General features: G+C 68.3%; 11 protein-coding genes. 5 read left to right on the top strand and 6 right to left on the bottom strand.

From position 1 onward, the window contains the following. Positions 1-10: 10 nt before the first annotated feature. The 6 genes from Q0V34_RS16610 to Q0V34_RS16585 all read right to left on the bottom strand — a co-directional run bounded on the left by Q0V34_RS16610 (position 11) and on the right by Q0V34_RS16585 (position 6,792). The gene (locus tag Q0V34_RS16610) at positions 11-958 is read right to left on the bottom strand and encodes a thioesterase family protein (RefSeq protein ID WP_297514063.1); all 948 of its coding nucleotides are present in this window, start codon (positions 956-958) and stop codon (positions 11-13) included. A 153-nt stretch (positions 959-1,111) separates the two neighbouring features. Further along, entirely contained in the window at positions 1,112-1,597 is a 486-nt protein-coding gene (locus Q0V34_RS16605; RefSeq protein ID WP_297514060.1) for a Fur family transcriptional regulator, read from the bottom strand. Between the two features lie 50 nt (positions 1,598-1,647). Next, a complete protein-coding gene (locus tag Q0V34_RS16600; RefSeq protein ID WP_297514058.1) occupies positions 1,648-2,436 on the bottom strand; it encodes a phosphatase PAP2 family protein in 789 nt (262 codons plus the stop codon). 62 nt (positions 2,437-2,498) lie between these two features. Next, positions 2,499-3,548 carry a deoxyhypusine synthase gene (locus Q0V34_RS16595; protein WP_066681246.1) on the bottom strand — a complete coding sequence of 350 codons (1,050 nt, stop codon included), beginning with the start codon at positions 3,546-3,548 and terminating at the stop codon, positions 2,499-2,501. 93 nt (positions 3,549-3,641) lie between these two features. Then, positions 3,642-5,372, bottom strand: a complete 1,731-nt coding sequence (locus Q0V34_RS16590; RefSeq protein ID WP_297514052.1) for a 6-pyruvoyl-tetrahydropterin synthase-related protein — start codon at positions 5,370-5,372, stop codon at positions 3,642-3,644. Between the two features lie 160 nt (positions 5,373-5,532). Continuing rightward, positions 5,533-6,792, bottom strand: a complete 1,260-nt coding sequence (locus tag Q0V34_RS16585; protein ID WP_297514049.1) for a type III PLP-dependent enzyme — start codon at positions 6,790-6,792, stop codon at positions 5,533-5,535. A gap of 342 nt (positions 6,793-7,134) precedes the next feature. On the opposite strand from Q0V34_RS16585, the gene phnC reads away from it, so the two are divergent. The 5 genes from phnC to Q0V34_RS16560 all read left to right on the top strand — a co-directional run bounded on the left by phnC (position 7,135) and on the right by Q0V34_RS16560 (position 14,173). After that, entirely contained in the window at positions 7,135-7,926 is a 792-nt protein-coding gene (gene phnC, locus Q0V34_RS16580) for a phosphonate ABC transporter ATP-binding protein (RefSeq protein WP_297514046.1), read from the top strand. Beyond that, positions 7,923-8,963, top strand: a complete 1,041-nt coding sequence (phnD, locus tag Q0V34_RS16575; RefSeq protein WP_297514043.1) for a phosphate/phosphite/phosphonate ABC transporter substrate-binding protein — start codon at positions 7,923-7,925, stop codon at positions 8,961-8,963. Before phnC ends, phnD begins: the two co-directional genes overlap by 4 nt. 8 nt (positions 8,964-8,971) lie before the next feature. Continuing rightward, the gene (gene phnE, locus Q0V34_RS16570; RefSeq protein WP_297514040.1) at positions 8,972-9,802 is read left to right on the top strand and encodes a phosphonate ABC transporter, permease protein PhnE; all 831 of its coding nucleotides are present in this window, start codon (positions 8,972-8,974) and stop codon (positions 9,800-9,802) included. Positions 9,803-10,240: 438 nt separating this feature from the next. Continuing rightward, a complete protein-coding gene (locus Q0V34_RS16565) occupies positions 10,241-12,661 on the top strand; it encodes a TonB-dependent receptor (protein ID WP_297514037.1) in 2,421 nt (806 codons plus the stop codon). 198 nt (positions 12,662-12,859) lie between these two features. Beyond that, positions 12,860-14,173: a hemolysin family protein gene (locus tag Q0V34_RS16560; RefSeq protein ID WP_297514034.1), complete on the top strand. Its 1,314-nt coding sequence runs from the start codon at positions 12,860-12,862 to the stop codon at positions 14,171-14,173. Positions 14,174-14,235 lie beyond the last annotated feature (62 nt).

Raw genomic sequence — 14,235 nt, 5'->3', positions numbered from 1 at the left:
GGCGGGCCGCCTACAGCCCCAGCCCCGCCACCTCGTTCGCCGCCAGCGCCGCTCGCGCCGCGTCGGACACCGGCACGACCTTGCGGGCGTCGAGGTCGAAGGTGATGGCCACCGCCTCGGAGGTTCCCCACGGTTCGCCCGTGGCCGGGTCGAGCATCCAGTGCGCCACGCGCATGGTCCGGGCGTCGGTGCCGATCAGGCCCGAGCGGATCTCCACCCGATCCCCGGCGCGCGGCCAGGCCAGGTAGGCGATGCGGTACTCCAGCACCGCGCCGCCGGTGCGGGCCGGCTTGTGCTCGGCGTGCTGGACCACCACGTCGCGGAACGGGTGGATGAAGGCGCCGATGCCGTCCGAGACCCGGCCGATGAACTGCTCGGCGCGCATTCGTCCGTATACGTCGCAATCGGACGGCAGCAGGCCGCCCAGGCCGATGCGGGTCAGGCCCAGGGCCTCGGCGCGGGCCAGGCTGGCGGTGGGGGTGAACGGCGAGAGGTCCAGGCTACGCGCCCGCGCCTTCTCGGGAACCTCGACCTTCAAGGCCTCGGCGCGGTCGCGAGCGACCTTGGGCCAGGGGAAGGGCTGGCCCTCGCGCGGGGTGGCGTGGACCACCGTGGTCTGGAACGTGGCGGCCAGCTCGCCCGAGGCGGGATGGATCAAGAGCTGCAGCAGGCGAGCCTCGGTCTCGCCCATCTCGATCACCCCGCCCAGCATGGTCAGCGGCGCGCCGGCGTGGGCCTCGCGCAGGAAGCGGATGTGGTGCTCCTTGACCAGCAGGGTGGCGTTGGCGTGCGGCGAGAATGCGTGCGGCAGGTCCAGTTCCGCGGCCAGGCCGACCAGGCCTTCCTGGGCGCGCACGACATAGTGGCGCACGTTCATGTGCCCCATCTCGTCGCAGTCCCAGGTGTTGACGCCGCCGCGCCAGATCTCGACGCCGGGCAGCGGATCCATGGTCGTCATGCTTTGTCCCGATCTTGGCTCCGAGAACGCCAATACCTCAACCGATCTTCCCCGCGAAAGCGGGGATCCAAGCCGAAGTGGAGTTTCGCGCCGAGGCTAGGCGTCTCGCGCCGCTTGGATCCCCACTTTCGCGGGGAAAACGGACTCTGGAGATCAGCTTCGGCAATCGGCGCAGAGGCCATGGGCCTCGATCGTCACGCCGGTCAGGGCGTAGCCGGCGGCGGCGCCGGCGGCGACGATCTCGGCGCTGGCCTTGGGCTCGATCTCGCGGGTCGCGCCACAGCAGTCGCAGATCAGGAACGCCGCGGCGTGGCCGTCGGCCTCCCGGCGGCAGGCGACATAGGCGTTGAGGCTCTCGATCCGGTGGGCGAAGCCCTGCTTCTCCAGGAAGTCGAGGGCGCGATAGACGGTCGGCGGCTTGGCCGGCGGACCCTCGCCCCCGAAGCTCGAGATCAGGTCGTAGGCCTTCACCGGCTGGCCGGCCTCCAGCAGCAACTCGAGCACGCGCCGGCGCGGGGCGGTCAGGCGCTGATCGGCGGCGACGCAGCGGGCCTCGGCGGCGTCCAGCTCGGCCGCCAGGGCCGGGCCGGCGACGCCGTTATGGGAGTGGTCGTGTCCGCAGGCGGAAGCGTGGGCCATGGCCAAGACGTAGAGGCGCGAGCGCTCGCGCGCAAGCTAAGGGGCGAAACCTAGAGCAGAGGCTTGGCGATCAGCTCGGCCTCGGCGGCGCACTTGGCGGCGTCCGGGGCGGGGCCGGCCTTGCGGTTGTCGGCGATCTCCTTGCGGATCCCGGCCAGGTCCGACTGGAACAGGCTGGTCCCGCTGACCGCCGCCATCAGGGCCGAGGCGTTCAGTTGGCCGGCCTGGACCGAGCTGACATTGTGCACGCCGCAGACCGCGCGGCTTTCGCCGAACGCTCGGGCGCGGGCCAGGATCGCCGTGGCGTGCTCGGGATCGGCCTGCGCCAGCGCCAGCCCGACCGCGTAGCCCCATGTCGAATGGCCGGAGGGATAGTCGGGGCTCTTGGCGAGGCCGTCGGTCTTGTCGACGCAGATCGGCCCCTCGTCGACCAGATAGGGGCGGGGGCGCTTGTAGTAGTCCTTGGGCCCGTTGACCGCCGCGCCCACGTCGAAGCGCAGGCGCAGCAGCATGCCGGCCATGCGCGGCGTCTTGGTCAGCGACGGCGTGAAGCCCAGCGCGCACTGGAAGTCGGTCAGGATGGCCTTCTCGTCGACGTCGTTGATCGCCAGAGCCCAGCGCGGCGTATCCTTCCAGGCGCGGGTGGCCAGGAACATCTTGCGGTCGGCCTCGGCTTGCGGCGAGCCCGGCTGGGGCGCGGGCGGCAGGATCTTCAAGGTGTCCAGCGTTCCGCCGGGCAGATAGCCCTGCTGGGGTCGCGGCGGAACCGGGCTGGGCTGGGCCAGGGCCGAGCCGGCGCAGAGCAGGGCCGCGAGGGCGGCGAGCGGAACGACGCGCATGAAAAAGGGTCCCCGAACAAGCTGTCCGGGGACCCTGACTCTTCAGTGGGACGCTATCAAGCTTACTTGCCGAACAGCTTGTTCCAGCGCGGCTTCTCGCGGCCTTCCCAGGCCTTGCGCCAGTAGGCGTCCGAGGCGATCAGCGGCACCACCGTGGTGGCCTCGGCGAACACCATCTGCTCGTAGGTGGTCGAGACCTTGCCCCACGAGGCGGCTTCCTTCAGCGTCGACGACGAGCAGGCGCCGTCGCGCACGTCGGCCACCGTGATCTGGATGGCGTACTTGTGCATGTCGGCCTCGACGCCGAGGATTTCGGCGCAGACGACGGTGTCCTGGGCGAAGTTCTTCGGCACGCCGCCGCCGACCATGAACAGGCCCGTGGTGCCGGCCGCGATCTTGATGTCGGTCAGTTCGCGGAAGTCGGCCACGGCGTCGATCATCAGGTAGGGCTGCTTGGCGGCGGCCCGTTCCTTCTGGTGCTTGACGAGACCGAAGCCGGCCGAGCTGTCGACGAAGGCCGGGCAGAAGATCGGCACGCCTTCCTCATAGGCCGTCTGGATCAGCGAGCCTTGCTTCTTGGCGTTGCCTTCCGACAGCCACTTGCCCATCTCCCAGATGAACTCGCGCGAGGAATAGCCGCGCGGCTCCAGGCGGTTGGCGATCTCGAGGATCGTGTGGTCGCAGGCCTGCAGCTCTTCTTCGTCGATATAGGTGTCGTAGATGCGGTCGATATAGTTGTCGCGCAGGACGTTGTCGTCGACCGGGCCGGCGGCCTGGTAGTGCTTGAAGCCGAGGGCCTCGAAGAAGTCCATGTCGACGATGCTGGCGCCGGTGGCGACCACGGCGTCGATCATGCCGTTCTTCACCATGTCGCGGTACACGTGCATGCAGCCGCCGGCCGAGGTCGAGCCGGCCAGGATCAGCCAGGTCGAGCAGCCCTTGTCGGCCAGGGCCATGTTGAAGATGTCGGCCGCGCGGGCGGTGTCGCGCGAGCTGAACGACATCTTGCGCATCGAGTCGATGATCGGGCGGGCGTCGTAGGACGTGATGTCGACGTGCTCGACGGTCTTCTGGAGCAGCTCGGCCTTGGTGTTCGGAACGGGAGCGTTCATGACAGAGAATCCTCTGAGTGTGAGCGCCCGTCGTGACCCGCTAGGACCGCCGGGACGGAGCGACCGGCGAGGGGGTGTTTCGAATGAGGGCGGCTATATAGCGGCTTTGCGAAATTTTTTAAGTCCTTCCATCAGGCTCGGCGCCAAAAGCGCCAATCCGACCAGGATGGCCAGCAGCGACAGGGTGTCGCAGACCTTTTCCAGCGGCGAGCGCTCGATCCGGATCCGGTAGGTGTTGACCCCCGCGTCGGCGCGGAACGCCAGCAGGCGCTCGCCGCCGGAGGCCTCGACCGCGACCTCGGGATCGCGACCGGGCTGGACGCGATAGGCGTGCCAGGTCGGATAGTAGAAGCGGTGCAGCACCACCAGGGTCGGCCGCGCCGCGCGCATGATCACCACGACGGTGCCGTCGGGCATGACCCCGGTCTTGGTGATCTGGGCTCCGGGGTCCTTGGCCGCGGCCATCGGCACGTCCGAGAACCCGCTCATCAAGCTGGGATCGGCGAAGCGCGGCGAGGCGATGTCGACGCCCTGGGGCAGATGCTCCTGAGGCGTGCGGCGCGCGGCGATCATGCCCCGGATCTCGTCGCTGAGGTCGCCGTTCTGCACCAGGTGCATCCGTATGTCGCCGGCGTTGATGTCGTAGCCGTGCTTCAGGGGGATCAGGCACAGGGGAACCAGCACCAGCAGCCGGACCCAGCGACCGCCGGCGGCGGCCAGGACCACGCCGGTGACGGCGGCGAACTCCATCCCCAGCAGGATGCGATAGGCGAACTGGGCCTTGCCCAGCAGCAGGCCGGTCGGGCCGTGCCACACCCAGGGCAGGGCGTAGAGCAGAAGGCCGAACAGGGTGATCCCGCCCCACAGGGCCGCCTCGGCGAGCTTGGCGGGCAGGGTCCTGCCGACCGCGGCCAGGACGGCCGCCAGGCCCAGGGCCCCCGTGCCCCAGCCCAGCCAGGCCATCGAGACCGAGAACGGCCGGAACGGCCACAGATCCGGCCGCAGCAGCGCCCAGTTGTAGGGGTCGTAGGCGCCCGCGTTCCACATCCACTGCAGGGAGGCGTAGGACTGCATCAGCGTCGCGGGACCCAGATAGCTGGCCGCCATCGCCACCCCCAACAGGGCGCCGGCGCCGCAACGGAGCACGACCGCCGCCCGCTCGGCCTTCGGCGCCGTCAGGACCAGCCAGGCGGCGTAGATCGAGAGGACGCTGACGCTGACCAGCATGGCGATGACCAGGTGGGACAGGATCAGGGCGGCGAAGGCGAAGCCCAGGCCGGGGATCCAGCGGCGCGAGCGGGCCGTGCGCTCCAGGGTGAGCATGACCAGGGGCACGGCGGCGTAGGCGGTGGTCTCGCCCATCGCGCCGCGCACGAAGTCGTCGATCTGGTGATAGGGCGCGAAGACATAGGCCAGCGCCCCGGCCAGCGCCCACCCGGCGCCCGCCTTGTCGCGAAGCCAGGCGAACATGGCCAGGCCCGAGGCCGCCGTGGTCAGATAGGCGCCCCAGGCCATCAGATGCGAATGGTCCATGCCCGGACCCGCGACGCCGCGCACCAGCGCGGTGACGTAGAAGGCGAGCGGCGGATAGTAGTAGAAGGACGGGGCTCCCAGGCCGTTGAAGCCGTCGTGCAGCCAGCGCGGCGGAAACTCGCCCCGCTGCAGGGCGTCGTTGAAGCCCAGCACCCACGAGGCGTTGAAGAAGTAGCTGTGGCTCCAGCCCGTCCCCTGGACGAGCGGCTTGTGCAGCAGCACCGCCGTGGCGAGCGAGATCACCAGGACCGCCAGCGGCCAGCCCCGCAACTTGTCGACCAATGCTTTCACGCGCACCCCCAACCTGGCCCTACCTAAGGTGTGTGCGGGCGGGCGAGAAAAGTCCAGACCGCCGACGCTCGCCGAACGGCCGAGATCCAAAGGGGCTCCCGAAACGAAAAAAGGCGGGGCCTGGGCCCCGCCTTTGAACGCGTTCTAAACCGCGCCGACCTCAGCGACGGCGCTTGCGCTTGCCGGCCGCGCCCTTCGGGCGGGAGAACCGGACGATCTTGCGCTCCTCGGCCTCCTGGCGGACGGCCGGGATCGAGCGCTTGGCCAGGCCGTACATCGAGGCCATCGGCGCGTCCTGGACTTCGACGGTGTCGGTCTCGCCGAAGCCGTTGAAGCGCGTGTTCATCGCCACGCCATAGGCGCCCAGCATGCCGATCTCGATATAGTCGCCCTCGTCGACGCTTTCCGGCAGGTAGAACGGGCCGGGCATGTGGTCGACGCTGTCGCAGGTCGGGCCGTAGAAGCGGAAGGGCTTGAGGCCCTCTTCCACCACTTCCCCATTCTTGCGATACAGCTTGACCGGGAAGGGCCACTTCATGTGGGCGGCGTCGAACAGCGAGCCGTACGAGCCGTCGTTCAGATAGAGCGCGTCGCCCTTCTTCAGCTCGACCTTGACCAGCAGCGAGGAGGCCTCGGCCACCAGGGCGCGGCCCGGCTCGCACCAGAGCTCGGTGGTCTCGTGGACCATCATCTCGGCGAAGCCGCGGTCGATGGCCGCCAGGTACTCCGAGAGATCCGGCGGGACCATGCCCGGATAGATCGACGGGAAGCCGCCGCCGACGTCGACGACATCGGCCAGCACGCCGGCGCGCACCAGGGCGCGGCTGGCCTGGGCCATCGCCGCCTGGAACGCCGTCGGGCGCATGCACTGGCTGCCGACGTGGAAGGAGACGCCCATCAGGTCCTGGGTGGCGCGGCGCGCGGCCAGCAGCAGGGCCGGGGCGTTGTGCGCCTCGACGCCGAACTTGCCCGACAGGCTGTAGGCCGCGCCCTCGGCCTGCACGCCCATGCGGACGATCAGGTTGAGGTCCTTGGCCTGGCCCGTGGCGTCCAGGATCTTGGCCAGCTCGTCGTGGGTGTCGAACGAGAAGGTCCGCACGCCGTGATCGAAGTACGCGGCCGAGATGGCCACGCGGCTCTTGACCGGGTGCATGAACGCCATGCGCGAGCCAGGGGCCTCGTTGGCCACGAGCTCGACCTCGTTCAACGACGCGACGTCGAACGAGCGCACGCCGGCCTGAGCCAGCTCGCGGATCAGCCAGGGCGACGGGTTAGCCTTTACGGCGTAGAAGACGTCGCCTTTGAATTCAGACTGGAACCAGCGCGCCGCTACCGCCACCGCGTCCGGTCGCACCATGGCGACAGGACGTTCCGGCGACCGCTCGCGGACCAGGTCCAGGGGCGTATGGTACGTGTGCAATTCACGTAACCCCCTGTTGGAAGTTAAACCCAGGCCGGCGTTAGCAGCGCTTGTAGGACTTCGGGTCCGCCGGAGCCGTGCGAAATAGGGGCATTGTTCGGGGATGTAAAGACCCTTTTCGCGCAAGGCTCCGAGAGGCCTTGCGGCGCCGCGGCGCGGGGGGCGAAGGGGCGAGCGATTTGGCCGTTCCGGGGCCGTTTCGGCGCCCAAAAGCGAGGGGCCTTCGATCGCCCGCCGGACCCGAATTCGGCGCCGGGGCGTCACAAATTCATTGCGCGCGGCTCGCAAACCGGAGAACGCATTTCCCAAGCCTGGAAACCGCGTTAAGGATTCGCCCCGACCATGACGTCGGACCCTGTTCTCTCCATCCAGGCCGCCTCCAAGACCTTCGGGTCGCGACGGGCGCTGGACAATGTCTCCCTCGACGTGGCGCGGGGCGAGATGATCGCGCTCATCGGCCCCTCGGGCTCGGGAAAATCGACGCTGCTGCGCTCGATCGACGGCTTGCAGACGATCGACGACGGCGGCGCCATCACCGCCTTCGGCGCTCCGGTCCAGGCGCGCGGCAAGGTCTCGCGCGAGGTTCGCAAGGCGCGGGTCCGCATCGGCTTCATCGCCCAGCAGTTCAACCTGGTCGGCCGGCTGTCGCTGTTCAGCAATGTCGCGCTCGGCGCCCTTGGCCGGGTCTCGACGACGCGGGGCCTGTTGGGCCTGTGGCCGAGGGAGACGCGCGAGGGGGCCATGGCCGCCCTGGCCCGGGTGGGCGTCGCCGACTACGCCGGCCAGCGCGCCAACACCCTGTCGGGCGGCCAGCAGCAGCGCGGGGCCATCGCCCGGGCGCTGGTCCAGCGGGCCAAGGTCATCCTCGCCGACGAGCCCGTCGCCTCGCTCGACCCCGTCTCGGCCCGCAAGGTCATGGAGATCCTGCGTGATCTCAATCAAAGCGACGGCCTGACGGTCGTCGTCACCCTGCACCAGGTGGACTACGCCCTTCGCTACTGCGACCGGGTCGTGGCCCTGAAGGCCGGACAGAAGGTCTATGACGGCCCGGCGTCCGGCCTGACGCGTGACAAACTCATCGACATCTACGGCCCGGAATTCGAGGACGTGTTCTGGGAAGGAGCCCCGCAATGATCAGCCGTCGTTCGGCCCTCGTCGCCGCCGCCCGCCTGTCGGCCCTCGGCCTCGCGGCCCTGGCGCTCGCCTCGTGCGGCCAGAAGCCCCAGGCGCCGGCCGGCAAGGACACGATCGTCTTCTCGATCCTATCCACCGAGTCGGCCCAGAACATGGAGAGCTACTGGAAGCCCATCCTGGCCGACATGGAGAAGCAGACCGGCCTGAAGGTGAAGGCCTTCTACTCCACCAACTATTCGTCGCTGATCGTGGCGATGGGCGCCAAGCAGACCGATGTGGGCTGGTTCTCCAACCAGTCGGGCCTGGAGGCGGTGCGTCGCTCGGGCGGCGAGGTCTTCGCCCGCACCTTCGATCCGTCGGGCGTCGACGGCTACAAGTCGGTGATCATCGTCCCGGCCGCCAGCAAGATCCAGACGGTCCAGGACCTTCTGAAGTGCGACAAGACGCTGAACTTCGGCATCGGCGACAAGAAGTCGACCTCGGGCACCCTGGCGCCGATGACCTATGTGTTCATCCCGGCCAACAAGAAGCCCGAGGACTGCTTCAAGACCGTGATCAGCGCCAATCACCAGGCGAACCTGTTCGCGGTAGCCAACGGAAAGCTGGACGCGGCGACCAACAACTCCACCGCCATCGGCCTGTCCAAGGCTCGCGGCGAGGGCGTCGTCGACAAGGTGCGGGTGATCTGGCAGTCGCCGACCCTGCCGGAGGACCCGATCGTCTGGCGCAAGGACCTCGACCCCGTCGTCAAGGAAAAGCTGCGTCAGTTCTTCCTGACCTATGCGCAAGGCGACACGCCGGAGGCCGAGCAGCAGCGCGGCTATCTGAAGAAGCTGTCGATCGGCGGCTTCAAGCCGGCGGACGACACCCACCTCCTGGTGGTGCGCGAGATGGAGGCGACCGAAAACCTCGGCCTCGCCCGCGAAGCCGGCGACAAGGCCAGGATCGAGGCGGCGCAGAAGGCCCTGGACGGCATCAAGGCCGAGCGCGTCGCGGCCGAGGGCAAGGCGGGCGTCGCCGCGACGCCGGCCAGCTGAGGTCCTCGATGAGCGACATCGCCAAGAGCGGCGGCGTCCCGCCGCCGCCCAAGCGGTCGACCTCGGCCCTGGCCTTCGACACGGCCCTGTGGGGCGGCGTCGTCCTGCTGCTGATCGTCAGCTTCAAGCCCGCCGAGATCGACAAGTTTCCGCAGCTGTTCACCGACACCGAGCGGACGCGCGGCTTCGCCCGGCTGTTCTTCAAGCCGTTCACCGATCCGGCGCTGTTCATGTCGATGGACTGGCCGCTGATCATCGCCAAGATGTGGCAGACGATCCAGATGGCCCTTTGGGGCACGGCGCTGGCGGTGGTCCTGGCCATCCCGCTGGGCCTCCTGGGCGCGCGCAACATCACGCCCTGGTGGATCCAGCAGCCGGTCCGCCGCGTGCTGGATCTGATCCGCTCGATCCCCGACCTGGTGGTGGCGCTGATCTTCATCACCGCCGTGGGCCTGGGGCCGTTCGCCGGCGTGATGTCGATGATGATCAACACCGGCGGCGTCCTGGCCAAGCTGTTCGCCGAGGCCGTGGAGTCGATCGACAAGGGCCCGGTCGAGGGCGTGCGCGCCACCGGGGCCGTCAAGCTGCAGGAGATCGCCTGGGGCGTCATCCCGCAGGTGGCGCCGCTGTGGACCAGCTACGCGCTCTATCGATTCGAATCCTCCAGCCGCGCGGCCACGGTGCTGGGCCTGATCGGGGCGGGCGGCATCGGCCAGATCCTGATCGACTCGATCAACGCGTTCCAGTTCGACCAGACCGGCTGCATCGTGCTGGTCATCGTCGTGGCGGTGTCGCTGATCGACCTTCTGTCCCAGGTGATCCGCACGCGGCTGCTGTGACAGCGCTGGACCGGCGGGCGCCGATCCGGCCCGTCTCCGACACGTCATCGGCGAGGAAGGCCAAAATCTCGCCAAGCTTCGCGCGTGGCCGCCGGCGGCCGGCCACGACCCCGCGACCTATCCCCGGAAGACGATATCTCCGTCTCCAAGAGACAATATTAGTTTCCGGAGTCTTCGGTCGGTAACTTTTCAGGTAATAGCCTTAAGGGACGCCCGATCCGGCGACGGCGATAGAGGCGGAGATTTGTCCTCCCGGCGTCCGCTTCTCCGCGAACCGGCGCCGGCCGCCGCGATGTCTCGAAACGGCACGGACGATGATCGCCCATTACGCGACCGTGGCGCAAAATTATCACGTCTTAAAACGTACACACAGCCGTCACTGAAGCATCATTGCTCCCGGCTTATTCCCCTGGCCAACCAACAAGGGGACCCCTTCCTATGCGGAAATATTTCGAAGGCGCGGCGATCGTCGCTCTCGTGATGGCGACGGCCTCGGCCGCCTACGCCGCCGACACCACCGCCGCCGCCGCCGACAACACGGCGCTCGAGCAAGTGGTCATCACCGCCACCAAGCGCGAAACCAACCTGCAATCGACCCCGATCGCCGTCTCGGTGCTGAGCGCCACGGCCATGGCCGACCGCCACGCCGAAAGCCTGATCAGCCTCGCCGACGGCGCCATCCCGTCGCTGCGCGTCGCCACGTTCGAAGCCCGCCAGTCGGCCCTGACCATCGGCATCCGCGGCATCGTGCCGTTCGACGCCAACCAGACCGCCCGTGACCAAGGCGTCGGCGTCTATATCGACGGCGTCTACCTGGGCCGTCAGCAAGGCCTGAACTCGGCCCTGCTCGACATCGAGCGCCTGGAAGTCCTGCGCGGTCCGCAAGGCACCCTGTTCGGCCGTAACACCGAAGGCGGCGCCCTCAGCATCGTCACCAAGGCCCCGACGGGCCAAGCGGGCGGCCGCATCGTCGCCGGCATGGGCAACTACGGCGCCTACGGCCTGGAGCTCCACCAGGACTTCCAAGAGTTCAACAATCTGTCGCTGAAGTTCGACGGCCTGATCCAGCATCAGAACCCGACGACCAAGAACCCGATGGAAGGCCAAGCCGGCTGGAACCAGTATCACCGCACCGGCGCCCGCCTGTCGGGCCTCTATAAGCCGAACGACAAGTTCAGCGCCCTGCTCTCGGTCGACTACTCGAAGGACGAGAACACCCCGTTCTTCAGCCAGCTGCTGAACTACAACCCCTATGGCAAGCGCGTCCGCACCCTGGCCGAAGTCACGGCCGCGGCCGCCGCGCCGGCCGGCACGATCAACCCGCTCTCGCCGCTGGTGCGCGTGGGCCGCGATCGTCAGCGCATCTCCGACATCGGCACCGTGCAGCAGCCCAGCGTCGACAAGACGGGCGGCGCCATGGCCACCCTGAAGTACAACGTCGCGCCGAACCTGCAGCTGCGCTCGATCACGGCCGCTCGCGCCGTGGCGACCAACCAGTGGGACAACTCGGGCATCGAAGCCCGTAACGTCTTCGCGCCGGGCGCCAACTTCGGCCGCTACAGCCTGTCGGACCTCTATCAGTACCAGTACAGCCAGGAATTCCAGGCGGTCGGCGATGTGGGCGACACCTTCAACTACGTCGGTGGCCTGTACTACTTCAAGGAACACGCCAAGGAATCGGCCTCGACGCCGCTGACCAACACCTGGAACGCCGACGGCACGGCCTACACGATCCGTTCGGCCTACGGCAGCTTCGGCACGGGCCCGATCACCTCGGCCACCCAGGGCTGGCAGCGCAGCACCCGCTTCCTGGCCCGCGCCAGCCAGGCGGACGCCGAGAGCTACGCCGTGTACGGTCAAGGCACCTTCACGCCGGAGTCGATGAAGCAGGTTCACCTGACCGTCGGCGGCCGCTACACCAAGGACAAGCGCGACGGTACGCTGTACGTCGTCAACGGCCGCGCCACGAACTTCAAGTTCACCTACGACAAGGGCCGCTTCGACCCGCTGGTGAACGTGTCGTACGACGCGGCTGAAGGCATCAACCTGTACGCCAAGTACTCGACCGGCTACCGCGCCGGCGGCGCCAACGACCGCTCGTCGGCCTTCCAGGCCTTCGGTCCGGAAGAGGTCAAGGCCTACGAAATCGGCGCCAAGATGGATCTCCTCGAGAACCGCGTGCGCCTGAACCTGGCGGCCTACCAAATGGACCGTCAGAACACCCAGATCGACTTCGACAACGTCGACACCACCCCCGGCAGCCCGACCCTCGGCGCTCACACCGAGGACACGGCGAACGCCAAGGGCACGTCGAAGATCAAGGGCTTCGAAGCCGAACTGACCGCCCGCGTCACCGAGAACGTCACGATCGGCGCCTCGTACGCCTATACCGACGTGAAGATCCCGGCCGCCCCGTTCCCCTACCTGGGCAACACCGACGTGCCGCAAGGCTCGCCGTTCCCGGTGCAGGTGGTCTACACGCCGCCGAACGCCGCCTCGGGCTATGTCGACTTCAAGTATCCGGTCGGCTCGATGACCGTCCGCGCCCACCTGGACGCCAACTACGCCGACGCCCAGTACTCGTTCCAGAGCGAGTTCGCCGACGTCTCGCCGACCGGCAAGCTGGTCCAGAACGTCGCGGTCAAGGGTGACAGCAGCTTCATCGTCAACGGCAACCTGACCCTCGCCGACATCGCCATGGGCGACGCCGGTTCGGCCAGCCTGTCGCTGTGGGCCCGCAACCTGCTCGACGAGACGCACGTCTACCGCGTCTCGGCCGCCAACCGCGGCACCATCGGTGACTACGGCAACCTGAACCCGCCGCGCACCTACGGCATCGAACTGCGCGTGAAGTACTAAATCCAGATCACGGTCTGAATTGACGGAGGGCGGCTCGGCGACGGGCCGCCCTTTCGTTTGGCCGATCGACCGTTGTTCGGAGGGCGCCGCGGCCTTTCTATGGGCGAGCGCGCTTTTCTTTGTATAGTGGCGGAGCCGGGCCCTTCGCCGCCCGGCGCGGCCGCCGTCCGGCGCCGTGACGCCTTTCCCCCTGAGGCCATGATCCTCGTCGCCCTCGTCGTCGTCCTTCTCCTCGTTCTGCTGAACGGGGTCTTCTCCATGTCCGAACTGGCGGTGGTCTCGGCCCGCAAGGCCCGGCTGCAAGGCTTCGCCGATCGCGGCGACCGCGGCGCCAAGCTGGCGCTGGAGATGGCCGAGCACCCGACCCGGTTCCTGTCGGCCGTGCAGGTGGGCATCACCCTGATCGGCATCTTCGCCGGCGCCTATGGCCAGGCCACCATCGCCGGCGCCCTGGACAAGTGGCTCGAGGCCAGCTTCCCGGCGGTCGCCAAATATTCCGAAGGCATCGCCACGGCCATCGTGGTCATCGGCCTGACCTATGTGTCGGTGATCCTGGGCGAGCTGGTGCCCAAGCGCCTGGCCCTGATCTTTCCCGACGTCATCGCCCGCCGCATGTCGCCGTTCCTGGCCCTCGTCGCCACGGCCCTGCGCCCGTTCGTCACCCTGCTGACGGTGTCGACGGCGGGCGTGCTGCGCCTGATGGGCGTGCGCGACGAGCGCAACAGCAGCGTCACCACCGAGGAGGTCGAGGCCGTGCTGGCCGAGGGCGCCGACGCCGGCCTGATCGAGCCCGAGGAGCGCTCGATGATCCAGGAGGTGCTGCGCCTGGGCGACCGGCCGGTCCGCGTGGCCATGACCCCGCGCCGCGACCTCTTCTGGGTGTCGCTGGCCGACGATCCGTCCACCATCCTTTCCGAGATCCGCGCCAGCGCCCACTCGCGCATCCTGGTCGCCACCGAGGACGACCTGGACGGCGACATCGGCGTCGTCCTGAAGAAGGATCTGCTGGACGCCTGTCTCGGCGACGAGCCCCTGGACCTGAAGGCCCACGTCCAGCAGCCGGTCGCCATCCCCGAGACCATGTCGCTGCTGAAGGCGCTGCAGGTCTTCAAGCAGACCAGCCTGCACATGGCCCTGGTCGTCGACGAGTTCGGCTCGCTGCAGGGGGCGATCACGCCGCTGGACCTCTTGGAGATGATCGCCGGCGACTTCCCGGAGAACCACGAGGACGATGACACCCGCATCATCCGCCGCGAGGACGGCAGCTGGCTGATCGACGCCCGGCTCGACATCCAGGAGCTGAACGATCACCTCGGCGAGAACTTCGAGGCCGACGGCGGCTACCACACCGTGGCCGGCCTGATCCTCGACCGCCTGGGCCGCATCCCGAGCGAGGGCGAACACGTCGAGATCGGCGCCTTCGATCTGGAGATCGTGGATATGGACGGCAGCCGGATCGACAAGGTGATCGTCAAGCCGTGCAAGCGGAAGAAGGGCGAGGGGGAGGGGTAGGGGGCGAAAGGGTGATGGGGTGGACGCCCCCCGACGGCATCTACGTGCCAGAGTGAGGTGTG

Source organism: uncultured Caulobacter sp., from assembly GCF_947036865.1.
Lineage (GTDB): Bacteria > Pseudomonadota > Alphaproteobacteria > Caulobacterales > Caulobacteraceae > Caulobacter.
Note: the sequence above shows the minus strand (reverse complement) of the source record. Positions and strands in the feature narration are given on the sequence as shown.